The sequence below is a fragment of the Pseudoalteromonas sp. GB56 genome (genome assembly GCF_054923835.1).
The window spans coordinates 63,547-87,063 of the sequence record NZ_JBPCHK010000001.1; the positions used below are offsets into that span (position 1 = coordinate 63,547).

Below are 23,517 nucleotides of genomic sequence, written 5' to 3' on the forward strand. Positions count from 1 at the left end.
CGTAGACACCTATCTGCTCTACCTGATTCGTTAGAAAACAAAAAAGCCACTTTACAGTGGCTTTTTTAGTTTCTGATTTTGTCTCTGAAATTATAGCGAGCTATCAACCATGATCTTCGGAGTAACGAAGATAAGTAGTTCTTTCTTCTCATTACGCTCGCTGGTTGAGCGGAACAAAGCACCCATGTAAGGGATGTCGCCCAATAATGGAACCTTGCTTGCAGAGTTAATAATTTGCTGTTGGTAAATACCACCAAGTACGACCGTTTGGCCATTTTCTACTAGCACCTGAGTTTCAATACGCTGTGTGTCGATTGCAACTGCTGGACCGGTCGGAGTATCTACAGTATCACCACGAGTATCCTGGGTAATTGCCAAATCAAGGATCACTTTATTATCAGGAGTAATATGCGGTGTTACTTCTAAGCTCAATACTGCTTTTTTGAAAGTAACTGTAGTGGCCCCACTAGATGCTGCTTGTACATACGGAATTTCAGTACCTTGTTCGATACGTGCTTTCTTCTGGTTAGCAGTAGTGATACGCGGACTAGCTATGATCTCGCCTTTATTTTCCTGTTCTAAAGCTGATAATTCCAAATCTATCAACGTACCGTCAGCTAATTTCGCAACATGCATACCGATACTTCCAGCAGGATTAGCGACAGGAAGGTTCACATTTAGACGGTCACCAATGCTCGGAATAATTCCGTTCGCAATATCGTTTGCACCAACTAAATTGCCAGAGAAACCATCATTGCCCTGTTGGTCACTGAATCCCCAACGAATACCCAGATCCTCCTGAACATTGTCACGTACAGTAACCATGCGTGATTCGATTACTACTTGTTTCACTGCTACATCAAGGTTTTCAACCATGCGTCGCACATTTTCAATACTTTTAGCAGTATCTTTGATAAGTAATGTGTTTGTACGAGCATCTACTGAAACACTTCCTCTAGGCGATAGAATACTGTTTACGTCTGTTTGAAGTAGGTCAGCAAACTCTTGTGCTTTTGCATAGTTCAGTTGGATATATTCACTGTAAAGAGGCTCCAAATCCTCTACTTGTTGCTTAGCTTTCAACTCTTTTGCTTCACGAGCAGCCAGCTCTTCAGTCGGTGCTACCATTAAGATAGAGCCTTCCATACGTTTGTCTAAACCTTTCACTCGAAGAACGATATCAAGCGCTTGGTCCCAAGGAACACCATCTAAACGAAGCGTAATACTACCGGAGACCGAGTCACTTACAACTAGGTTAAAACCGTTATAGTCTGCAATGATTTGCAGCACCGCGCGAATAGAAATATCTTGGAAGTTCAAAGACATTGGGCGGCCTTGGTATTCTTTTCCATTACCTAAGAAGCTACGTTTTGATTCATCTTTTTCGAGCGTCAGTGTAAAAATGTTATCTAGCTGCTGATAGTTGTATTCAAATGCATCCGTTGTTTGGATTTCAATACGGCTGTTTGAGCCTTCTTTGAAGGTTTCAACCATATTAACAACAGTGCCGAAGTCCATTACATCTAGTTGGTACAACAGGTCATCAATAATGTCTGTGTTGTGGAACTCAACGACAACTTTTCCAGCTTGTTCTTGAACATCAATCGCGGCCATATTTTCCTGAAGGAACACGAGAACTCGCGCCTCACCCTTTTCACCGCGACGGAAATCTAAGGCTTGGATTCGGTTGATGTAATTTGCCCCTTCACTCTCAGATGCAATTGTTTGTGTTGCGTCCTGAGTTGGGTTGTCTGACACGTGTAGATAGAACAAGTTCTTATCAACACGTGTTTGGTAGATTTTAAGGTGATCAAGGTAAACGGTTACTTTAAACCCGTCGTTAACGAACTCACTTGTAACTTTTTCCACGCCAGCTTTGTTTATGAGTACTTCTTCAAGGTTTTGCTCGAAGTCGGCTTCATCAAAGAATAACTCAATACGTGCAGGCTCACTGAAAACTTGAATTTGTGGTTCAACATAAATCTCTTCGTCGAAAACAAATTCAACTTCCGTTTCACCTTCCAGTAGAGGGTTGTAACGTACGTCGTACAGCAATGGTACCGCTGTCGCAAAACTCGACATAAACAGCGTAGCTATTGCCAATACTAAAGAATAGATACGATTCATTTTGAATGCGTTAGTTTGCATTGTACTTTTACCTTGATAATTATGAACTGGAATCATCACCTGCCTCCAACATTTCTAGCTTGGTCAGGCGTTCTTTCCAACATCCTGCTCCATCAGGGATTAACTCTAATAATTCTATGTAGTTACTGCGTACTTGAGTTACTTTTCCGTGGTACAGGCCAACATAGTTGCCCTGCGAAATTCGGTGTAACGTTTCATCCGACGCCTTAACCAGTGCCCATGTTTGCGCACCGGCACCCAATGTGCCTTTCATTGATAGGTTATCTAAAGGATAACGTTCCAAAGGCTCCTTTTTACGTTGTGGATCTGGATGTAGGCAGTTTTGAACCTGAATCAGCTTATCCTGAATAACCTCAGGTCTTGGTGCTACAAACGGACTACGTAAATCTGATGCACTGTATGCAAAGTGCTCAAACTGTGCGATTTCCGGTATTGGTTCCACCTTAGGTTGAGTACTTGCCTTAACTTGGTTGATAAACTCTTTTTGCTCAGTAGTATCGTCAAAACAACCCGATACCAACAAAGAAATAGAGGCTATCGCGAGGAGTTTTTTCATTATTCATCCCCCTCATAACGGTATGTTTTCGCAACGACACTAAACATTAATTGGTCATCACCAGTGGCTTGAATCTCAAAATCATGAAGACTAATGATACGAGGTAATTGAGCTACCTTACCTACAAACTCACCAAACTCATGGTAACTACCTTCGACTTCAATTTTTATCGGAAGCTCGGTATAAAACTCCTTTTTAATTTCTGGCAACCAGCCGATCTTTATAAAGGTCAGACCGCTTGTAGTACCAACATAAGAAAGGTCATCCAATAATCCTGGCGTTTCATTTGACGTTGGTAGCTTTTTTAACAACTGAGAGAATTTTTCTTCCATCTCAGCCATTTGCTGTTTGTATATTTCCAAGCGACTCGCTTTGGCATACTTGACGCGGTAACTACCACGCAGTTCTTGCTCCTTATTTAAAGCAGACTCGTAGCCTGTGATTTTATCTTCGACTAAAAATTTGTAACCGAAAAACAAAACCAAAGCGGCTACCACAACACATACAATCCCTTTTACTAGTGCGGGCCACTCACCTACATTTTCTAACGTAAGGTCATTCCAATCGATGTCAGACAAGGATTTAAAATCTAGACTCATTTCTGCACCTCACCGATTTCATCAAAAGGTTTAACACTAAATTGCATGTTGAAATCACTCAGTAGCCTAGCGTTATCTTCACCTGCGACGATGCCTTGAAGTGACGCGCGTTCCAACAAGTAGGAACCTTCAACTTGACGAATCATAGTCGATAAGCGGTTATTAGACTCACTCTTACCGGTAATTTGGATAGCATTACCTCTGCGCTCTAACGTGGTAAAATACACGCCTGAAGGAACTATTTTTGCTACTTCATCCATGATGCGCGTACCCAGATTTCGGTTGCTTTGTAGCTCTTCAATTAAGCGCATGCGTTGCTGCAAGCTGGCTTTTTTCTTGTCGAGCTCTCGGATTTCCGCAATTCGCCTATCCAATACCTGAATTTCGCGAGCTAAAAAGTTATTGCGCACGTTTTGTCCGTCAATCATTGCACCGTAAACCCAGCTCAATGCAAACATTGAGCCAAAAGCAAGTACTACTACTACTACCACAATAGTAGCGAAATTTTGTTGTGCTTCCTTGCGCGCGGCTTCACGCCAAGGCAGTAGATTTATATGTGGCATTCTGAGAAGCTCCTCAATGCTAGCCCCGTCGCCACTGCAAATTGCGCTTTATGCTTTTGCAGTAATTCTTGGTCAACGCGTGGACCAATATCCATACTCGCAAATGGGTCAACAACAACAGTGTGGATACCTAATTCATCGATAAGTAAGCGATCAAGCCCTTCGATCATCGTTGTACCACCGGAAAGAACAATGTAATCAACTTGATCTTTGCCGCTTGTTGTCAGGAACATTTGGATTGCTCTTCGCACCTGTTGTAATAACGAGGTTTGAAATGGCGCTAACACTTCGAAGGTGTAGTTAGGAGGTAAATCGCCAGTACATTTAGCTCGTTCAGCGTCGTCGAAATTTTTATTGTAATAAGAAACTATCGTATTGGTGTACTGCTCACCACCGAATACTTGGTCCCTAGTGTAAATCGTCTCACCTTTTTGCACGACGCTAACCAAAGTCATCACCGCGCCTATATCAACAAGCGCGACCACTTTGTTTTTCGCGTCATCAGGCAAAGATGCATATGCGATATCCAAGCTACGGCTGAGCGCGTATGTTTCCACATCGACTACTTTAGTGCTGAAGCCTCCTGCTTCAACAGCACCAGAGCGAGCTTCAACACTCTCGGTTCGCGCTGCAGATAGCAATACGTTTACCTTCGATGGATCTGCTTCGTTAATATCCAGTTTCTCGAAATCGAGACTCACTTCATCCAATGGATACGGGATGAGGCTGTCCGCTTCTATTTCGATTCTGTGATTCCAATTCAGCATCACTTAATGACACATCCATAAAAATCATCTTAGTAATCACTGTTTGTCCCGAAACGGCAACAACAGCGTGACTAATAGACTTTGGAATGCGTCGTCTAAGTTTTGCGATTACGCGGCCAATCGCTTCGATGTCTTGAATGTTCCGCTCGGCCATAGCCCCTTTGGGCATTGGTTCGATTGCAACAGCATCAAGGCGATATCCCTGCTCATGCTGTGTTAACAACACAGCTTTAACAGAGTGCGAGCCGATGTCTATGCCTACCATGGCAGGCACTGACTTTTTAAGAAGTCGATTTAACATAAGAGCAACGTGAAACCTTTTTTTATAATTATAATAGACTTATAAATTATTGATGAAAAAATTTTATTCACTTTCTAATCAAGATATACTAGCAACGTCTGCGCTCAATTGGGAGTCCAATTAAGGAAATATCCGTGAAAATATTCAAAAAATTTTTACAAATCCTTTGCATATGTGTCCTCCTAGGCTGTATCACCCTAGTTGCTTTATACCTTTACGTGAAACCTGATATTCCCAGCGTAGCGGTATTAAAAGATGTAAAGTTACAAACGCCAATGCAAGTGTTTACAAGGGATGGAGCACTGATCAACCAGTTTGGCGAAAAGCGAAGAATCCCCGTAAAAATCAATGATGTTCCCGAACAAATGCGCTACGCATTTTTGGCAACCGAGGACAACCGTTTCTACGAACACTATGGTATTGACCCTATTGGTATCGTACGCAGTGCTTTAGTATTAATTTCTACCGGTGAGAAACGCCAAGGCGCTAGTACTATCACCATGCAGCTCGCTAGAAACTTTTTCTTAACACGCGAAAAAGCATATATCCGCAAGGTTAAAGAAATATTTATTGCATTGCATATCGAGCAATTATTAACCAAAGACGAAATATTTGAGCTCTACCTTAATAAAATTGAGTTAGGCAACCGCGCATTTGGTATTGGCGCTGCCGCCCAAGTCTATTATGGCAAATCTCTCAATGAATTAACTCTAGCACAAATGGCAATGATTGCAGGTTTACCTAAAGCACCATCAGCTTTAAACCCAATACGCAATCCACAACGTGCCAAAGCGCGCCGTAATGTCGTGCTCGGGCGCATGTTAGATGAAGGCTACATCACTAAATCAGAATATAATGAAGCAACTGCAGCACCAATCACAGCGAAATTCCATGGCGCAGAAATAGATTTGTATGCGCCTTACATTTCGGAAATGGCGCGAGCTGAGTTAGTGGCCATGTACGGCGAGGAGCAGGCATACAATTCAGGTATCAAAGTTTACACCTCGGTCGAATCAAAAGTACAAGCAGCGGCACAACAAGCGTTGCGAAAAAACGTATATGCCTACGACATGCGTCATGGCTACCGCGGACCAGATACATATTTATGGCAAGTGGATATCGAGCCAACACCTGATGCCGATTCCCTTGTCGCGAAACTGAAAGAGGTCAATGAATTAGCAGACCTACATGCAGCCGTTGTCCTAGAAGTCCAAGAGCAATCGGTCACAATCCTAAATAAAGAAGGTGAACAGCTTTCGATAGATTGGGAAGGGCTTAAGTGGGCTCGCAGCTACATTACCTCATCGCGACAAAGCTTTGCGCCTAAAACAGCTGCCGATATCCTGTCACCCGGTGCACAAATTTGGTATCGCTTTGATGAGCAGAGCCAAATCATGCTTGCTCAGATACCCGAAGCGTCAAGTGCATTAGTGTCACTGGATCCAAAAGACGGACGCATTAAGGCCGTTGTCGGTGGCTATAGTTTTGAACAAAGTCAATACAACAGAGTGGTTCAAGCGAAGCGTCAAGTTGGCTCTAACATCAAACCATTTATCTATTCAGCAGCATTAGAGCATGGGTATTCCCTCGCCAGCATTATCAATGACGCGCCTATAAACCATTGGGATAAGAGCCAAGGTGTTGCTTGGCGTCCCAAGAACAGTCCCGATAAGTATGTAGGTCCTATTCGAGTTCGACGTGCACTAGCACAGTCAAAAAATGTAGTGTCGGTAAGACTACTTCGTGGTGTTGGCGTTGAGCCAACTGCTGAGCACTTACTAAAATTTGGATTTTTGCCGCAAGATATTCCCAAAAATGAAACCTTAGCCTTGGGCAGCGCATCGTTAACACCACTAGAATTAGCCAGAGGTATGAGCACATTCGCGAATGGAGGTAACTTAATTGAACCTTATTTCATCACTGAAATTCGCAGTAATGAAGGCGAATTACTATTCAAAGCTCAGCCTGTTGTTGCGTGTAGTAACGAAGTACGTAGAAAAAATGAGGTGCTTGCTGAATTTGCTGAATTCGCTAAGTCAGATCAGTCAGTCACTGATGATTTCGAAGCACAAGCAAAAATTGATGATAACCTTTCAGAAGAGCCACCAAGGTGCGCACCTAGGGTCATTTCAGAGCAAAATGCTTTCCTTATTGCAGATGCAATGAACAGCGCGATTTGGGGCGGTGGCAACTGGCAGTATGGAAACGGTTGGAATGGTACAGGTTGGCGTGCAACCAAGTTAAAACGCCGCGATTTATCAGGAAAAACAGGCACAACCAACAGTTCAGTTGATACCTGGTTTAGCGGTTTTAACAAGAATGTGATGGCAACAGTTTGGGTTGGCTTTGATAACCCAGGGAACGCTCTGGGGCGTACAAGTTACAACAATAATCTTGATAAATCACAAATTTTTGGCGCTGAATCGGGCGCAAAAACGGCGCAACCTGCTTGGATTGACTTTATGGAAGTCGCACTTGCCGATGAGCCCTATGCCCCCATAGAGCCACCTGAAGGCTTAGAGTCTGTACGCATCGATTTGAAATCGGGATTATTGAGTCACAACAATGACTTCAGTAGCCGCTTTGAATACTTTATGAAAGGATTTGCCCCTACTCGTTTCGCCGAGAAAAAACGCGAAACTATTTTCGAGGCACAACCACAGGACGATAAAAAACAAGATGCGGATGAACTCTTTGAGAGTGAACTGTTTTAACCTTTTTCTTCAAGTAACAAAAAAGCCAGCAATTGCTGGCTTTTTTTTAATTTAGCTTCGTGGCTAACCAGTATAAATCAGAGTGCACTCCTGCAGCGGTAACTTCTTTCCCAGCGCCAGGACCTTGAATAACCAAGCTGTTGTCTTGATACCACTGGCTGTTAACAACAAATATATTGTCACCGGGGTTGAGCCCCGCTAGTGGATTGTCAGTGGTGACGGCCACCAAGCCAACCTGCGCTTTGATGCCGTGTGCCGTGATATGCAAATCAGCATTGTAACGCAATACTTTATTTTGCTTAGCAGCGTCACTCGCTTGTGTCGCAACAAAATCATCTAGAGCGCCTAGGTGCATTTGACATTGTTGCCATGAGCCTTCAGCGAGTTGCGCTGGCATAAGCGGCTCTAACTCGATATCTGCTAAATCAAGCGACAATCCTAATTCGCGCGCAAGAATTAACAACTTGCGCTGCACATCCCTGCCCGAAAGATCCTCTCGAGGATCAGGCTCGGTAAAACCAAGCCCTTGTGCTTCAAGCAGTAGCTGTGAAAACGGCACAGTTCCATCATATTTACTACAAAGCCAAGACAAGGTACCGGAAAACACCCCCTGTACACGGGTAATCACGTCACCACTTTGTTGTAAATCAGCCAGCGCAAAATTGATAGGCAAGCCTGCCCCCACACTGGTGTTATAACGCCATTGCAAATTGCGCTGAGCGAGGTCATCTTTAAGATTCTGATACCATTTTTTTGGGGCCGTCCCCGCATACTTATTGGCACTTATTAAATGGCATCCCGCTTTAACAAAGTGCGGATATAACTCACTGAATGATTCACTGGCGGTGATATCAATGACGACTTTATGTTCGTAATCGAGTTGCTGTAGTCTTTCCAATAGCTTTGTATCATCATATGAAACTGCTTCCGATAACCATCTTTGCTGCCAATTGGTAGGGTCAACGCCACAGGGGTCGAAAAGCAAAGTTTCACTGCGCAACAAGGCCACAAGTTTGACATCGATGTGTTGACCTAATCGCTGTAACTGTTGATTGAACTGCGATAAGAATACTTCTCCGACATTACCCAAACCAGCAACCACAACTGCCAGTTGGCGTTTTACTCCAATAAGCGCTTCGTGCAATATCGTTAAGCTGTCTGCATCAACTTCCTGATCAGTAAGCTGCAGAATATAGCCCTTATCACGATGTTGAAAACGACTATTGAAGTTTAACTGTGCTAACGCGTCGTTAATTTGTGTCTGCGCATCACCTAGCTCTTCTGCGGGAGTAATAACAGCAAAACCATATACATTAGATTCAACCAATTGGGCTCTTTGCGCAAAGTATCCTGAAACAAATGAAGAGACCTCTTGAGGAACAACTAAATGCATAATGCCTTGTTCAATAAACTCGATGATGTTCACCTGTAACTGCTGTTTTAAACGTGCTGTTTCGCCCGCGTCTAAGTGCGTCACTTTATACACATCGTGTTGCCCTAGCGTCGTAATAAAATGCTTGTGTTTACAGCACCCTTCTCGCACTACTTCAGTGGCGCTCGCATCGCTGTCATAGGAACTACGCACAGAAAGTTTAATATCAGTACCATGCAATGGAGATAAGGTTTTCGCATGCAATACAGGGTTGCCTAGGCAAGCTAAAAGCTGAGCTTGCGAGCGGCAAATTTTGTGGTACTTCACAGCTTCAGGAACTTTACGTGGGTCAGTACTGAAAATCCCTTGCGTATCAGTCCAAATACACACTTCTTCTGCGTTAAGGTAACGTGCAAACAAGGTGGCACTGTAATCACTGCCGTTTCGCCCTAGAGTCACTGTTTTACCTTGGTGATCTGAGGCAATAAAGCCAGTAATAACATTGATATGAGCCTTACTCACCTTAGATACACAAGTCTGTTCGTTCACTTTATGTAACAACTGCCCGTGTTGAGCTACAAGCAAATCTCGGGCATCTAAACTTTGTGCGTTCGCACCAATTTGCGTTAAATACGCGGCTAATAAGCGCGCTGACCAAAGTTCACCATGAGCCAGCAAAAACGCTTCGTCTAACTGCTCTGCTTCGAGTTCATTGCAAATATGCGCCAATTCTTGTGTCAGTGTGTCAGCTGCTGTTTTAGCATGTGTGGTATCGAGCAATTCATTTATTAGCTCTAACTGATGCGCTTTTACAACACTCAAGACGTCTGCACAAGCATGAGCATCCCCCTGTTGATAAGCCTGCCAAAGTTTTACTAAGGTATCCGTAGTCTTTCCCGCTGCGGACACGACAACCACGTCTCCCACTTGGGCATGTGCTAAGACAATGTTTGCAACTGCATGGTATCGCGCAGCGCTGCTTAGGCTAGAGCCGCCAAATTTATGTACTACTTGCGTCATTTCAACTCTCCAACTGCGCAAACGCGTGTGCTAAGTCAGCAATAAGATCATCTTTATCTTCAATACCTACAGAAATGCGGATCATGGTGTCCCCGACCCCGGCTTCTAATCGAGCTTGTGCATCCATGCCTGCATGCGTCATCGTTGCGGGATGACAAATGAGGCTTTCCACTCCGCCCAATGATTGAGCCAGAGTAAATTGTTTTACCGACGTCAGGAATTTTGCGCTGTCTTTGAGGCCACCTTTAATATCAAAGCTCACCATACCGCCGAATCCTGCTTGTTGCTGCTTTGCAAGTTCGTGCTGCGGATGTGATTTAAGACCAGGGTAATAAACGTGTTCAACACAGGGGTGTTGTTGCAAAAATTCAGCCACAGCCATGGCGTTTTCTTCATGCTGACGAAGACGTAGCTTTAACGTACGTATGCCACGAAGAGTTAGAAAGCTGTCAAATGGGGCGCCTGTGATACCGATATTGTTAGCCCACCATGCCAATTCTTCACCTAGCTCAGCGGTCTTAGTGATCAAGGCACCACCCACTACATCAGAATGGCCATTAATGTATTTTGTTGTGGAGTGCACCACGATATCACAGCCAAGCGCCAGTGGGCTTTGCAACGCTGGTGATAAGAAGGTGTTATCCGCTGCTACCAATGCACCAACTTGTTGAGCAGCCTCGCACACTTGGCGAATATCGGTTAAGCGTAAGATAGGATTGCTCGGTGTCTCAATCCACACGATTTTCGGCTGACTCTCGATGATCCCTTGAGAACACTCCGGGCGAGTCAAATCTAATACAACTAACTTAAATAATCCGCGCTTCGCCAATGAGGTGAAAAGACGATAACTGCCGCCATAACAATCGTGTGGGATCACTATGGTATCTTCAGGAGTCAGTAACTGGGTCACTAAATGCACTGCTGCCATGCCTGTTGCCGTAATTATGCCACGCTCACCACCTTCCAGCTGCGCCAATAGTTGCGCAAGCGTATCTCTATTAGGGTTGCCACTGCGGCCATAATCAAACTGGCGCTTAGTCGCAAAGTCAGCTAAAGAATAGGTGGTCGATAAATGAAGCGGAGGTACCACTGCACCATGATGTTGGTCAACTTCAATCCCGTGACGAACAGCAATAGTCTCATTTTTTAATTTAGTCATAGTGCCTCCAAACTGGCGCGGATGTTTAGACGTCTAAAAGGTTAAAATAACAAACATTGGAAGTCAAAACATTTATACGTCTAAATAGCTAAATGAGGAATATTTGACTATCCTTTCCAACACGATAAAATTTCGCCCTTATTGATGCCTAAGTGACCAAAAAATAAGACTCTAATTATGGCCAAGTGGAACGGTGAATACATTCACCCTTATGCGGAACACGGTAAAAAAGCCCAACAGGTAAAGAAAATTACCGTTTCGATCCCGCTCAATGTTTTAAAAGTATTAACTGATGAAAGAACACGACGTCAGGTGAACAACCTTCGTCATGCAACGAATAGTGAGTTGTTATGTGAGGCATTTCTTCATGCATTCACAGGGCAGCCTTTGCCTGATGATGAAGACCTTCGTAAAGATAACCCGGAGAAAGTGCCACAAGAGGTACGTAAAATAATGGAAGAGATGGGGTTAGAGGTACCTATTATTGGCGAAGACTAAGACACTGTACACCCACATTATTAACTGGGTATCCAAACAAAAAAAGCCCCAACTCTTGTTGGGGCTTTTTACTTTGCTACCAATAGATATGCTCTATTTATCAAAAAGGTACTGCGAAAGTGGATTACTTATCGTTCATGTAATCAGCCGCAAGTTCTACTTGAGCAACACCTGAATCCACAGCTGCTTGTGCTACCGCTTTTGCTACTCGAGGTAATAGACGAGGGTCCATTGGCTTGGGAATGATGTATTGTGGACCAAACTCAAGCTCTGTAACTCCCGATGCTTTCAGGACTTCAGCTGGGACTGGCTCTTTGGCAATGCTACGAATCGCTTCAACTGCCGCAATCTTCATCTCGTCATTAATTGCCGTTGCACGCACGTCCAGAGCTCCGCGGAAAATGAATGGGAAACACAGCACATTGTTCACCTGGTTTGGATAATCAGAGCGACCTGTCGCCATGATCAAAATCTGTACGCGCGCTGTGTGCCAATTCAGGCTTAATTTCAGGATCTGGGTTTGAACATGCGAATACAACTGGCTTATCTGCCATTAGTTTCAGACCTTCAGCTGACAACAAATCAGGACCAGATACACCAACAAATACATCTGCATCAGCAATAACATCTTGCAAAGTACGCTTGTCAGTGTTGTTCGCAAACAGTTGCTTATATTCGTTTAGGTCATCTCGACGTGTGTGAATCACGCCTTTGCGATCCAGCATGTAAATGTGCTCACGCTGTGCACCACACTTAATGAGCAGTTCCATACATGCAACAGCAGCTGCACCAGCACCTAAACATACAATGAGTGCATCACGAATGTCTTTACCTTGAATCTCAAGTGCGTTCAACATGCCCGCAGCAGTTACAATCGCAGTACCGTGTTGGTCATCATGGAATACAGGCACGTTACAACGTTCGATCAACGCTTTTTCAATTTCAAAGCACTCAGGCGCTTTGATGTCTTCTAGATTGATACCACCAAACGTGTCAGCGATATTCTCTACAGTATTAATGAAATCTTCGGTTGTACGGTGTTTTACTTCGATGTCGATTGAGTCAAGGCCAGCAAAGCGTTTGAATAACAGCGCTTTACCTTCCATAACAGGCTTAGAAGCTAGTGGACCTAAGTTTCCCAGTCCTAAAATCGCGGTACCATTGGAAATAACCGCAACCATATTACCTTTGGCTGTGTACTTATAAGCGTTATTTGGATCTGCCGCGATTTCGCGAACCGGCTCTGCAACACCGGGGCTGTAAGCTAGGGCGAGATCGTTGACTGTTTCTGCACTTTTAGTCAGCTCAATACTGATTTTACCAGGAACGGGATTAGCGTGATAATCGAGCGCTTTTTGACGAAAGTCTGACATGAATTAAATATCCTGCTAGAAATGTTTGTGAGAGTTCAGGTATACCGCAAACCATACTGCTTTTAGTCTCACATTCCAAGCAATATCAGGTCTATCCTGTTGCGCGAATTTAAACGTAGTTAGCACCAAGTTCACGGTTAATTATTTTAATTTCCCATAACGTAGTCGATAATTTTATCTACATCACGAGGCAAGATTGATTGTAAAAACTACATAAATGATACATAACGATATATAAAATTCAATTTATATAACCTGTAAGAATATCAATTGAACGGAAAAATCATTTCCCACACACTTCTGCAATATTGCTGCATTTAGAAGCTTTTAACTACACAATACTCAATTACAGTGTGACTTTATGGGAATTCAAAAGGAAGTTGGCGTGATAAATATCGAAAATGGATGAAACTGATAGGCACAAAAAAAGCACCCGAAGGTGCTTTTTTCTAATAAGCAGTGAATTACTTCTTGCTGCTAAGCGCACCGAAGCGCTTGTTGAAGCGGTCAACACGACCACCTGTGTCAAGAATCTTCTGCTTACCAGTGTAGAAAGGGTGACACTCTGAACATACGTCAAGGTGAATGTCTTTACACAAAGTAGAACGAGTTTCAAACTTGTTACCACAAGAGCACGTTGCTGTGATTGCTTCGTACTTAGGGTGGATACCTTCTTTCATGGGGATAACCTCTAAATAGGCCGTATCGCTCTCCAAACCCGGAGTTTGGCACCATACGCGTTAGTTTCAATGTGCTAAGACCAGTTAAATTATGCTCAGCACCCTTAAGGCCGCGTATTTTATTTAACTAGCGGTTAATGTTCAAGCATTAATTGCTGCTATTAACTAGGCGATGAATTTAGTACATTAGAGACACGTTCTTCAATGTGAGCTGACCTTTGTCATCCCAACCTAGCACTCAGTCAGATTTAGCTTTCTTATCAAGCACCTGCACCTACGTAGAGGTAGCAATAAAAGTGCCTCTTCACCGCAGTTTTGACTACAGCTTACCTGCGTCTGTAAACGCAGAGGACATCGCGGTGGGTATGCGTGTTCGCGTTCCGTTTGGCAATCGCCAGCTTAGTGCACTGATTGTAAAAATTAAAAACCAAAGTGAACTCGCCAGCGACAAAATAAAGCCGATTATTGAGGTGATCGACCGCGCACCTATTTTGGATGCATCGCACATTGAATTACTCAAATTTACCGCTCGTTACTACCACTATCCATTAGGTGAGACGATTTTCACCGCCTTACCCAAAGCGCTGCGGGTGGGTGAAGACATAGATAAAACCAGCATCAATTACCTGCAGTTGACTGAAAAAGGCAAAAAACTGCCCACGTTACGCGCAAAGAAGCAACAATCACTGCTGTCTCAGTTGGCTAAATCAGGCAAATCGCCGGTTACTGAAGTAAAAGCACTCGGATTCACCAAGGCCACTATCGATGCGATTATCGATAAACAGCTGGCTGAACTCACTATTGAGTTTTCTAGTGAATGGCGCGACAACCCGCTCACAGTGTCAACAAAACCCAAGCTTAACAATGAACAAGCGATTGCTTGCAGTAGCATCAATCAAAGCAGTGGTTATGCCAGTTTCTTATTGGAAGGAGTCACTGGTAGTGGCAAAACTGAAGTCTATTTGCAGTGCCTTGAAGAAGTCATTCGAAAAGGCCAGCAGGCTTTGGTATTAGTGCCAGAAATAGGCTTAACCCCGCAAACTGTTAACCGTTTTCGTCGCCGCTTTCCAGATACACCCATTATGCTTTGGCATTCGGCATTGACCGACAATGAACGTTTACAAACTTGGCGCTTTTGCCAAAAAGGCAGCTGCGCCATCGTTATTGGCACACGCTCGGCTATTTTCATGCCGTTTTTAAAACTGGGTATGATCATCGTTGATGAAGAGCACGACAGCTCATTCAAACAACAGGATAGCTTACGTTACCACGCTCGCGATCTCGGGGCATATCGCGCACAACAACATGGTATTCCACTGGTGTTAGGCACGGCCACACCCGCATTAGAAACATTGCACCGTGCACTTGAAGGTCGATATCACTTGCTGTCATTGACGCAACGGGCACAAACCTCCACCGACAACCACTATCAGCTGATTGATATCAAGGGCCAACACCTTGAATCAGGGCTTAGTCACGCAAGTATTGCTTACATAAAACGTGAGTTAGGCAGACAAAAACAAGTCATGGTATTTCTCAACCGCCGTGGCTTTTCGCCGTCGCTGATTTGCCATGAGTGTGGCTGGTTAAGCAACTGCCCTCGTTGCAGCACCAGTGCCACTTATCACAAATCAATGCGCCGCTTAGTGTGCCACCATTGCGGTGAACAAAGCGCACCGCCGATGCAATGCCCTGATTGTGGCAGCACCCAAATTCATCCCGTTGGATGCGGTACTGAACAACTAGAAGAAGCATTGAGCGAACAATTCCCTGATGTTGCTATCAGCCGCATCGATTGTGACTCCACACGTAAAAAAGGCAGTTTGGAGGAAGAACTTGAACGCATAAACCAAGGCGGGGCCCGCATACTCATAGGCACACAAATGCTGGCCAAAGGGCACCACTTCGCTGATGTCAGCTTAGTAATTATTTTAGATGTGGACGCAGGTCTGCATTCGTGTGATTTTCGCGCCACAGAGCATTTAGCGCAGCTAGTTACTCAAGTTGCTGGTCGAGCTGGCAGAAGTGGTGAACCTGGCACAGTGTTACTCCAAACGCACTTCCCTGAGCACCCGTTACTGCAAGATTTAGTGAACAACGGCTATCAACACTTTGCCCGGTATGCCCTGAGTGAACGCCAAGATACAGACTTACCACCTTACACACATCTTGCCCTGTTACGCGCAGAAGCACATGATTTATCGCTGGTTTTGCGTTTTTTATCGGATTTAGTTCCCGCAACACCCGTGCCTAAGATACAATTACTCGGGCCTATCCCTGCTCCCATGGAACGTGTGGCAGGCAAATTTAGATATCAGCTTCATATTCAAGGTGAAGACAGAGGCGCGCTACACGCATATATTGGACAGATGGTGACGTATCTGAGTAATAATAAATTAGCGCAAAAAGTTCGCTGGAACCTGGACGTAGATCCAATCGACATGATGTAGAGAGATAACACACTCGTATGGCGCAACACGACTACATAAATCGTAAAAGACCCCAACGCGGCGCGAAGAAAAAGGCGCCACCGAAAAAGCCCTTTCCAGTGTTTTTGGTCAGTGCAGCAGTGATTTTGTGTGCTGGATTTGGCTATGGTCTGTGGTACATAAAGAATAACGCAGATCCCGAAGTCGTTGAGCAAGTCAAAAAGCAGCCTGAGCCACAAAAGACGGTGATTCAAAAACCAACTACGCCTGAGTTCATCAACGAAATCAAAGAAGCTGAGATTGAAGTTGAAGTAAAAGAAATTGAGCAGCAAGGTCCGTGGGTTATGCAGTGTGGTTCTTTTAGAACATACGGACAAGCTGAAACACTCAAAGCTAAAATTGCATTTGCGGGGCTTGTTTCTGAAATTCGTCGCACCGAAGGCAGTAATGGTGTGTGGTACAAAGTGCGCCTTGGCCCCTACCCGACAAAACGCGGCGCAGAGAGTGATAAGAACAAACTAAAGCGCCAAGCCAAAATCATGGGCTGCGGAATCTGGCTGTGGACCTAAGCCCAACACATTAAACCCACCTAGAACAAAGGGGATTTCGTTTTTTACCTTGAAATCCCCTGTCAGAGCCCATATTACCCCGCTATCAGACTTAGAAAACGCCACCCATCGGGTGCAAAGGATTCTCATGACTACGATAGTTTCAGTTCGCCGTGAAGGTAAAGTCGTTATCGGCGGTGACGGCCAAGTGTCGCTTGGCAATACGGTAATGAAGGGTAATGCCCGCAAAGTACGCCGTCTGTATAATGGCAAAGTAATCGCTGGGTTCGCAGGCGGTACTGCAGATGCATTCACGCTGTTTGAGCGCTTTGAAAGCAAACTGGAGATGCACCAAGGCAATCTCACCAAAGCGGCTGTGGAAATGGCCAAAGATTGGCGCAGTGATAGAGCTCTGCGACGATTAGAGGCACTCTTAGCCGTAGCAGATGAAACTGCATCCTTGATCATCACGGGCAACGGTGACGTAGTACAACCAGAGCACGACCTTATCGCAATTGGTAGCGGTGGCAACTTCGCCCAATCTGCAGCCATTGCCCTGTTAGAGAATACCGAGCTATCAGCACGAGAAATCGTTGAAAAGAGCCTTAAGATAGCGGGTGATATTTGCGTATTCACTAACAATTTCCAAACCATTGAAGAATTGTAATTAAGGAGCCACCATGTCAGCAATGACTCCTAGAGAAATCGTCCACGAACTTGATCAGCACATTATCGGTCAAGGCAATGCAAAAAAAGCGGTGGCTATTGCCCTTAGAAACCGTTGGCGTCGCATGCAGCTTGATGAAAGCTTGCGCCAAGAAGTAACCCCAAAAAACATTTTGATGATTGGCCCAACAGGTGTCGGTAAAACAGAAATCGCTCGCCGTCTTGCTAAATTAGCAAACGCGCCTTTCCTCAAGGTTGAAGCAACTAAGTTCACCGAGGTTGGTTATGTTGGTAAAGAAGTCGAAACCATCATTCGCGACCTAGTTGAAATCGCATTTAAGATGGTGCGTGAGCAACAAGCGAAGAAACACCACTTCCGCGCAGAAGAAGCCGCAGAAGAGCGCGTGCTAGATGCATTACTGCCACCAGCGAAAGACGCGTGGGGTGAAGCTCAACCAAGTGAGAACTCATCGACTCGCCAGACTTTCCGTAAAAAACTACGAGAAGGCCAATTAGACGACAAAGAGATTGAAATCGATATCGCCGAGCAAGGGCCAAATGTCGAGATCATGTCTCCACCGGGTATGGAAGAAATGACCAGCCAACTGCAGAGCATGTTCCAAAATATGTCTGGTGGCAAAACCAAGAAGCGTAAGCTGAAAATCAAAGAAGCATTGAAGCTTTTAGTTGAAGAAGAAGCGGCCAAACTGGTTAACCCAGAAGACGTAAAAGAACTTGCTATTGAAGCAGTTGAGCAAAACGGCATCGTGTTCTTGGACGAAGTCGATAAAATTTGTAAGCGTGGCGAAAGCAGTGGTCCTGATGTTAGCCGCGAAGGTGTTCAACGTGACTTATTACCGCTTATCGAAGGTTCAACGGTGAGCACTAAGCACGGCATGGTAAAAACGGATCACATTCTGTTTATCGCCTCAGGCGCGTTCCAGATGGCGAAACCGTCGGACCTTATTCCTGAGCTACAAGGCCGTTTACCCATTCGCGTTGAGTTAGATGCTCTTAGCGCTGACGACTTTAAGCGCATTTTGACAGAGCCTCATGCTTCATTAACGGAACAGCAAATTGCGTTACTGAAAACCGAGGAAGTAGATGTAGAATTTACTGATGATGCGATTGAGCAACTTGCACAAGCCGCATGGCAGGTTAACGAAAAAACCGAGAACATCGGTGCCCGTCGTCTACACACCGTAATGGAGCGTTTGATGGAAGAGATTTCGTTCGACGCCAGCGACAAAGCAGGTACACGCTTAGTCGTAGACGGTGAATACGTGAATAAACATCTTGATATGCTGGTACAAGATGAAGACTTAAGTCGCTTTATTCTTTAATCTGAGGGCCTACGGGCCCTTTTTAGTTAGGACGCTATATGCTGGTTAATACCTTGCATTACCATCGCAAAACAAAAGTGCTAGACATTCATTTTGACTCAGGCGGAGTCTCCACACTCAGCGCCGAATTTTTGCGTGTGCATTCGCCATCGGCTGAAGTTCAGGGGCATCATTCAGGTCAGGCGACGTTAGTAACCAATAAAAAGGATGTAGCCATCACCTCAATCGAAGCTGTGGGTCATTATGCTGTGCGATTATTATTTGACGATGGCCATCAAAGTGGCTTGTACAGTTTCCGTTATCTTGCGCATTTGTGTCATGATGAGCAAAGTTTGTGGCAGACCTATTTAAAGCGCCTAAAACAAGCCAATGCACGGCGTGAATCGGGGATTGCTATTCGCGTCACCCCTTAACAAAAAAACGCCACAAAGGGCGTTTTTTTCATGTAGGGCTCGAGTGATTAAGTCTTATCTTGGTTTAACTGGGTTTTATACGCGATACTTTGCTACAGCCTCACGCAATACGCGGGCTTGCTCTGCCACTTCTTCACTCGTATGGGCGTTACTGCTGGCATGCGAGCTAGCTTGCTCTGCAATGTCGCGAATACGCACGACATTTTGATTAACTTCAGAAGCTACTTGTGACTGCTGCTCAATCGCCACCGCAATTTGAGTGCTCATCTCCATGATGGTCTCAATCTCTTGAGTTATGGAACTCAAAAGGTCCCCCGCACGCGATGCTTGGTCTGCACTTTCTCCACCTTGCTCTCGACAGCGCTGCATGATGGTTACGACCTCTTGAGTACGCTGTTGCAAAGCAGAAATGATGTTCTCAATTTCTTGCGTAGAATCTTGGGTTCGTTGTGCCAATGAACGCACTTCATCAGCAACTACCGCAAATCCGCGACCTTGCTCACCCGCACGCGCTGCTTCAATAGCCGCATTCAACGCGAGTAGGTTTGTTTGTTCAGCAATACCACGAATTACATCGAGGACCGAACCTATCGTGTCCGCATCCTTCTCCAACTGGCCAACGACGTCAGAAGCACCACCCAACGAATCTGACAACTGCGCAATACGTAGCACAGTAGAATCCACCTCCTGTCGTCCTTGTGCGGCATTTTCATTCGTAGCTTGTGCCCGACTCGCAGCTTGCTCGGTATTACCAGAAATATCATGAATCGTTGCCTGCATTTCAGTAGCTGCTGTAGCAACCATATCTGCCTCTTGCAGCTGCTCCTGAACTCCTGTGCTGGTTGCTGCAGTTGTTTGCGCTAGCTCTTCCGTTGCACTGTTCAGTGTTTCCAACGCATTATTCACGTTGTATATCAAACCTCTAAAATCAGACGTGAGTGTATTGATATTGTTTGTAAGTTGCGCTATTTCATCATTGCCATGAGTTTCAATTTGTACACTTAAATCATTATCTTGGCGAATTCTAGCAATGGCCGCCACAGCACGGTCAATAGGTTGAATGATAGCGCGGCTTGTCATTATTAATAGCGTAGTTACAACCACAGCTGCGATTACGAGTATGGTCATTGCAAGCAGTTGAGTCGCTTGCATCTGCTGTTCAATTTTGACTTTAGACGTTGCTAATACTTGTTGCGCGAACTGGTCACTTGTTTCTACCGAGCGGACTAACTCACCTAATGCACCCGAGCTCAAATTAACACCAAGCTTTTGCTGAGCTCTCACTAACGCCGTAAATTTGTCTCTGTATTGATTTAGCAAGGTATTCAGGCGAGTACGATAATCACTATCAAACCCTGATTGCTGAATATTCGAAGATAAACTGCTGTGGTACTCCTCGAATTTGTCTAAGTATTTCGCATCCAACCGCAGCATAAAATCTTTTTCTGCACGACGTAACTGCAACATTTCCGACAGCATTTCGTAGTTTTGCTGTTCTTTAAGTAAGGTTTCAACCTCATGCACTGCAGCTCGAAGCTCGCCATACAATGCATCCTTGGGGTGTAAGCCGATTATGCGTTGTAATTGGACTACTTGCTCAAAGTCATCCCGATAAACACGGGCATGCTTTGAAAACTCGTCGATAAGTTGGGTATCAGCGCCTAGCTCTATAAACTGCTCGCGTAGATTGGCTACTCTCGTTTCAAGCGCTTTGAATTCTTGATCGAATTTATCTAAATCCTCTTCATTTTTGTAAAAGAGGAAGTTCTTCTCAAATTTTCGCAAAGAAAGCTCATGCACATTGAGCTCTTCTGCATTTTCTAGGGTGGCATTAAGAAGGGTCATAACGCGTGCTTCGTAGATTACTACAGCAAAAAGTACAAGTAACGCCAACGCGACTACGGCACCATTCACCACAAGCCTACGCTTAATAGTGAGCTTCTTCATAAAATTCATGGCGTTTACCTTCTTACTACGGCGGTTATGTCCCTAAAAGTTTAGCTATCAACATGATTATCTTGCAATAATTTTTGTTGATAATTATTTAATTTAAGTCAAAAACCGCACTAAATAATTAGCTTTTTAATGTTAAAGCACTCCTTGCCACAGTTGTTCATTGAGACTCTGCCTCTCTTGCCACTGCCCAGCGAGCAGCCAAGAAATTAACACAGTTGGATCATGAGGATAGTTAATACGTTCCTTTTTTTCCATGTTTAGCCAATCATCTAATGCCCCTTGATCCAAATAATGCATTACTTGAGCCCGTTGCATTTTTTGCAATGTCAGTGCATTGGAATGTTGTTCAAATTGACCGGTCAACGGCTTCAGCAGTAGTTTCTTACCCAACGTTAACGCCTCACTAGAGAGTTCAAACCCTGCATTCGCAACAACGCCACTGGCACTGGCTAAATCTTTGAGGAACCCGGCGCGAGACGGTTTACGCAGATGAATATGTGCCATAGATTTATCTTGCGCTTGTGGGTGATAACAGTAGAACTCTTTTGCTGGAAAATCTTTCAAATAATCAATCACTTCATTGAGATCTTCAAAAGGTAAATAAACCAGAACTTTATTATCAACATACTCACTATCCACTGGTCCACCGTGCTCAATAAATGGTGGAATAATAGATTCATCGAACGGTTGCCAATGTACACCTAGATACACATCGGCTGGCGCGAAATGGCGAATCATCGTTTTGGTAAGAATGTTGTCGCCTGTAACTGGCACACTGTCAGATAAAAATGCGGCTTGGTGGCTCATGCCCACGACTGGCACTTTTTGTCTCTTGGCCGCCCAAGCACTGATGGGCTCAAAATCATTAAATACGAAATCGTAACCACGTAAATTAAGTGCACGAATGTCTTTTATAAATTCACACACCCCCGCATTTTTGAGTGTTTTAAAGCCGTTGACCCGCCCCCTTTCAGTAACAAAGGTGAGCCCCTGACGAGTTTGGTATTGACCAAAACCCTGCATATCGAAATATTGCTCAGGATCTCTTCCCGAAAAAAAGTAGTCGACTTCAACACCAGCTTCACTGAAAGCTTTCGCCATAACACGCGCACGCGTAGTGTGGCCGTTTCCCGTGCCTTGTACACCGTATAATATCTTCATAAAGTACCAGTAATGAGTAATGCAAAAAGGGCACAGCTGTATCCGAGTAATGAACCAAGCAGTACATCGAGTGGATAATGCACACCTAGAAATACACGCGAGCACGCCACTAACGATGCCCAAAGATATAAATAAGGCACCGCATTTGGGTAGAAATGACCAACAACCGCGGCAAACACCCATGCCCCAGCACTGTGACCGGACGGTAAACTGAATTTATCGCTGGGTATGATGTGAGCGTCTGGGGTCATAACATCACAGGGGCGCAGACGCTGAAATAAGTTCTTGGCGACATAATAGATAGGGCGTTCGATGACAAACGCAATGAGCAGCACAGTCAGCAATGACAACTGCTGTGGCGTACTGTATGTAAGCAAATACAAAGCGAATAAGGCATATAAGATCCCATCGCCTGTGTGCGACAACAATCTAATACTATGATGTTGCCAACGCTTGTAGCGCGTTCGAAATAATGCTTTGAACAACACTCTGTCAAATCGGTCCAGACGAGCAAGTATCATGCCCTTTCACCTGTAATGTGCATATTGATTTGACTATAGTCAGTGAAAATAACAGTTCCATGACGTTTTTTAGACAAATATATTTCCACGTACACAGTACTATTATTAATTGTTTCTAAAGCTCTTTATCTGCGTTTACCTTGCTTGCTAAGCCCCATAACCTAGGTATACTGGATACAACAAAGTCCCTAGGAGAGTCCGATGGAATATAGTACCTCTGAACTGTGTGATCATTTTGCTGATGTTGTTGATGTGCTCGAGCCAATGTTTATTAACTTTGGTGGGCGCAGTGGTTTTTGTGGTCGAATTAGAACCATTAAATGTTTTGAAAGTAGCCAGCTCATTCGCGAAGTGTTGCAACAAGATGGCACTAATTCGGTTCTTTTAGTGGATGGTGGTGGCTCAACGCGTCGCGCACTTATTGATATTGAACTCGCTGAACTAGCTGTAGAAAACAATTGGGAAGGAATTGTTGTTTACGGTGCCGTTCGCCACGTCGATGAACTAGAAGAACTAGAGTTGGGTATTCAAGCAATCGCGTCAATTCCTGTGGCCGCTGATGATATGGCGCCTGGCGAAGAGGGTACGCCTGTTAATTTCGCTGGGGTGTCGTTTTATGAAGATGATTACCTCTATGCCGACAGTACTGGGATTATTATTTCTGCAGAAGAGCTCGAGCTCGAATACGTAGAAGATGAAGAACTTGAGATTTCAGAAGAATAAGCCTTTG

The 23,517-nt window shown here is 44.5% G+C and carries 18 protein-coding genes and 2 pseudogenes; 8 read left to right on the plus strand and 12 right to left on the minus strand.

Annotation, left to right across the window (positions count from 1 at the left end; translation table 11 throughout):
- Window positions 1–90: 90 nt before the first annotated feature.
- From ACH19P_RS00315 to ACH19P_RS00335, 5 genes and pseudogenes are all read right to left on the minus strand, one after another.
- Window positions 91–2,184, minus strand: coding sequence for a type IV pilus secretin PilQ (locus tag ACH19P_RS00315; protein ID WP_462156565.1), 2,094 nt, complete (start codon window positions 2,182–2,184; stop codon window positions 91–93).
- On the minus strand, window positions 2,168–2,704 hold the full coding sequence (locus tag ACH19P_RS00320) for a pilus assembly protein PilP (protein ID WP_462156566.1): 537 nt from the start codon (window positions 2,702–2,704) through the stop codon (window positions 2,168–2,170). The genes ACH19P_RS00315 and ACH19P_RS00320 overlap by 17 nt, the downstream gene beginning before the upstream one ends.
- On the minus strand, window positions 2,704–3,303 hold the full coding sequence (locus ACH19P_RS00325; RefSeq protein WP_462156567.1) for a type IV pilus inner membrane component PilO: 600 nt from the start codon (window positions 3,301–3,303) through the stop codon (window positions 2,704–2,706). Before ACH19P_RS00325 ends, ACH19P_RS00320 begins: the two co-directional genes overlap by 1 nt.
- Entirely contained in the window at window positions 3,300–3,866 is a 567-nt protein-coding gene (locus ACH19P_RS00330; protein ID WP_462156568.1) for a PilN domain-containing protein, read from the minus strand. The genes ACH19P_RS00325 and ACH19P_RS00330 overlap by 4 nt, the downstream gene beginning before the upstream one ends.
- Window positions 3,854–4,934 (minus strand): annotated as a pseudogene (locus tag ACH19P_RS00335) (pilus assembly protein PilM). The gene ACH19P_RS00330 and the pseudogene ACH19P_RS00335 overlap by 13 nt, the downstream one beginning before the upstream one ends.
- A 134-nt stretch (window positions 4,935–5,068) precedes the next feature.
- On the opposite strand from ACH19P_RS00335, the gene ACH19P_RS00340 reads away from it, so the two are divergent.
- Window positions 5,069–7,648, plus strand: a complete 2,580-nt coding sequence (locus ACH19P_RS00340; RefSeq protein WP_462156569.1) for a penicillin-binding protein 1A — start codon at window positions 5,069–5,071, stop codon at window positions 7,646–7,648.
- 46 nt (window positions 7,649–7,694) lie between these two features.
- Here the strand turns inward: ACH19P_RS00340 and metL are convergent, their stop codons facing one another.
- Both metL and metB read right to left on the minus strand, forming a co-directional pair.
- Window positions 7,695–10,040 carry a bifunctional aspartate kinase/homoserine dehydrogenase II gene (gene metL / locus ACH19P_RS00345; protein WP_462156570.1) on the minus strand — a complete coding sequence of 782 codons (2,346 nt, stop codon included), beginning with the start codon at window positions 10,038–10,040 and terminating at the stop codon, window positions 7,695–7,697.
- A 1-nt stretch (window position 10,041) separates the two neighbouring features.
- On the minus strand, window positions 10,042–11,199 hold the full coding sequence (metB, locus tag ACH19P_RS00350) for a cystathionine gamma-synthase (RefSeq protein ID WP_462156571.1): 1,158 nt from the start codon (window positions 11,197–11,199) through the stop codon (window positions 10,042–10,044).
- Window positions 11,200–11,376: 177 nt separating this feature from the next.
- Between metB and metJ the strand changes: the two genes are divergently transcribed.
- Entirely contained in the window at window positions 11,377–11,697 is a 321-nt protein-coding gene (metJ, locus tag ACH19P_RS00355; RefSeq protein WP_347390176.1) for a met regulon transcriptional regulator MetJ, read from the plus strand.
- A 124-nt stretch (window positions 11,698–11,821) separates the two neighbouring features.
- Here the strand turns inward: metJ and ACH19P_RS00360 are convergent.
- Both ACH19P_RS00360 and rpmE read right to left on the minus strand, forming a co-directional pair.
- Window positions 11,822–13,070, minus strand: a pseudogene (locus tag ACH19P_RS00360) (malic enzyme-like NAD(P)-binding protein).
- Window positions 13,071–13,534: 464 nt separating this feature from the next.
- Entirely contained in the window at window positions 13,535–13,750 is a 216-nt protein-coding gene (gene rpmE, locus ACH19P_RS00365) for a 50S ribosomal protein L31 (RefSeq protein ID WP_105253238.1), read from the minus strand.
- Window positions 13,751–13,968: 218 nt separating this feature from the next.
- Here rpmE and priA point away from each other — a divergent pair, with 218 nt between their 5' ends.
- The 5 genes from priA to ACH19P_RS00390 all read left to right on the plus strand — a co-directional run bounded on the left by priA (window position 13,969) and on the right by ACH19P_RS00390 (window position 19,149).
- Complete coding sequence (gene priA, locus ACH19P_RS00370) at window positions 13,969–16,200, plus strand: primosomal protein N' (RefSeq protein ID WP_462156572.1); 2,232 nt, start codon at window positions 13,969–13,971, stop codon at window positions 16,198–16,200.
- 17 nt (window positions 16,201–16,217) lie between these two features.
- Window positions 16,218–16,748 carry an SPOR domain-containing protein gene (locus ACH19P_RS00375; protein ID WP_462156573.1) on the plus strand — a complete coding sequence of 177 codons (531 nt, stop codon included), beginning with the start codon at window positions 16,218–16,220 and terminating at the stop codon, window positions 16,746–16,748.
- Between the two features lie 127 nt (window positions 16,749–16,875).
- Complete coding sequence (hslV, locus tag ACH19P_RS00380; protein WP_347390173.1) at window positions 16,876–17,394, plus strand: ATP-dependent protease subunit HslV; 519 nt, start codon at window positions 16,876–16,878, stop codon at window positions 17,392–17,394.
- A 13-nt stretch (window positions 17,395–17,407) separates the two neighbouring features.
- On the plus strand, window positions 17,408–18,736 hold the full coding sequence (hslU, locus tag ACH19P_RS00385) for an HslU--HslV peptidase ATPase subunit (RefSeq protein WP_462156574.1): 1,329 nt from the start codon (window positions 17,408–17,410) through the stop codon (window positions 18,734–18,736).
- A 38-nt stretch (window positions 18,737–18,774) separates the two neighbouring features.
- Window positions 18,775–19,149 (plus strand): gamma-butyrobetaine hydroxylase family protein, encoded by a 375-nt coding sequence (locus ACH19P_RS00390; protein ID WP_462156575.1) that lies wholly within the window; start codon window positions 18,775–18,777, stop codon window positions 19,147–19,149.
- Between the two features lie 75 nt (window positions 19,150–19,224).
- Here the strand turns inward: ACH19P_RS00390 and ACH19P_RS00395 are convergent, their stop codons facing one another.
- From ACH19P_RS00395 to ACH19P_RS00405, 3 genes are all read right to left on the minus strand, one after another.
- Complete coding sequence (locus tag ACH19P_RS00395) at window positions 19,225–21,105, minus strand: methyl-accepting chemotaxis protein (RefSeq protein ID WP_462156577.1); 1,881 nt, start codon at window positions 21,103–21,105, stop codon at window positions 19,225–19,227.
- Between the two features lie 132 nt (window positions 21,106–21,237).
- Window positions 21,238–22,266 (minus strand): MJ1255/VC2487 family glycosyltransferase, encoded by a 1,029-nt coding sequence (locus ACH19P_RS00400; RefSeq protein WP_462156578.1) that lies wholly within the window; start codon window positions 22,264–22,266, stop codon window positions 21,238–21,240.
- Window positions 22,263–22,787, minus strand: a complete 525-nt coding sequence (locus ACH19P_RS00405) for a phosphatase PAP2 family protein (RefSeq protein WP_462156579.1) — start codon at window positions 22,785–22,787, stop codon at window positions 22,263–22,265. The genes ACH19P_RS00400 and ACH19P_RS00405 overlap by 4 nt, the downstream gene beginning before the upstream one ends.
- 201 nt (window positions 22,788–22,988) lie before the next feature.
- Between ACH19P_RS00405 and rraA the strand changes: the two genes are divergently transcribed.
- A complete protein-coding gene (rraA, locus tag ACH19P_RS00410) occupies window positions 22,989–23,510 on the plus strand; it encodes a ribonuclease E activity regulator RraA (RefSeq protein ID WP_462156580.1) in 522 nt (173 codons plus the stop codon).
- Window positions 23,511–23,517 lie beyond the last annotated feature (7 nt).

What these genes read in the sequence shown, in the direction of transcription:
- ACH19P_RS00315 (WP_462156565.1), bottom strand. Translation starts at nt 2,184, where the DNA reads ATGATTCCAGTTCATAATTATCAAGGTAAAAGTACAATGCAAACTAAC.
- ACH19P_RS00320 (WP_462156566.1), bottom strand. Translation starts at nt 2,704, where the DNA reads ATGAAAAAACTCCTCGCGATAGCCTCTATTTCTTTGTTGGTATCGGGT.
- ACH19P_RS00325 (WP_462156567.1), bottom strand. Translation starts at nt 3,303, where the DNA reads ATGAGTCTAGATTTTAAATCCTTGTCTGACATCGATTGGAATGACCTT.
- ACH19P_RS00330 (WP_462156568.1), bottom strand. Translation starts at nt 3,866, where the DNA reads ATGCCACATATAAATCTACTGCCTTGGCGTGAAGCCGCGCGCAAGGAA.
- metL (WP_462156570.1), bottom strand. Translation starts at nt 10,040, where the DNA reads ATGACGCAAGTAGTACATAAATTTGGCGGCTCTAGCCTAAGCAGCGCT.
- metB (WP_462156571.1), bottom strand. Translation starts at nt 11,199, where the DNA reads ATGACTAAATTAAAAAATGAGACTATTGCTGTTCGTCACGGGATTGAA.
- metJ (WP_347390176.1), top strand. Translation starts at nt 11,377, where the DNA reads ATGGCCAAGTGGAACGGTGAATACATTCACCCTTATGCGGAACACGGT.
- rpmE (WP_105253238.1), bottom strand. Translation starts at nt 13,750, where the DNA reads ATGAAAGAAGGTATCCACCCTAAGTACGAAGCAATCACAGCAACGTGC.
- ACH19P_RS00375 (WP_462156573.1), top strand. Translation starts at nt 16,218, where the DNA reads ATGGCGCAACACGACTACATAAATCGTAAAAGACCCCAACGCGGCGCG.
- hslV (WP_347390173.1), top strand. Translation starts at nt 16,876, where the DNA reads ATGACTACGATAGTTTCAGTTCGCCGTGAAGGTAAAGTCGTTATCGGC.
- hslU (WP_462156574.1), top strand. Translation starts at nt 17,408, where the DNA reads ATGTCAGCAATGACTCCTAGAGAAATCGTCCACGAACTTGATCAGCAC.
- ACH19P_RS00390 (WP_462156575.1), top strand. Translation starts at nt 18,775, where the DNA reads ATGCTGGTTAATACCTTGCATTACCATCGCAAAACAAAAGTGCTAGAC.
- ACH19P_RS00395 (WP_462156577.1), bottom strand. Translation starts at nt 21,105, where the DNA reads ATGAATTTTATGAAGAAGCTCACTATTAAGCGTAGGCTTGTGGTGAAT.
- ACH19P_RS00400 (WP_462156578.1), bottom strand. Translation starts at nt 22,266, where the DNA reads ATGAAGATATTATACGGTGTACAAGGCACGGGAAACGGCCACACTACG.
- ACH19P_RS00405 (WP_462156579.1), bottom strand. Translation starts at nt 22,787, where the DNA reads ATGATACTTGCTCGTCTGGACCGATTTGACAGAGTGTTGTTCAAAGCA.
- rraA (WP_462156580.1), top strand. Translation starts at nt 22,989, where the DNA reads ATGGAATATAGTACCTCTGAACTGTGTGATCATTTTGCTGATGTTGTT.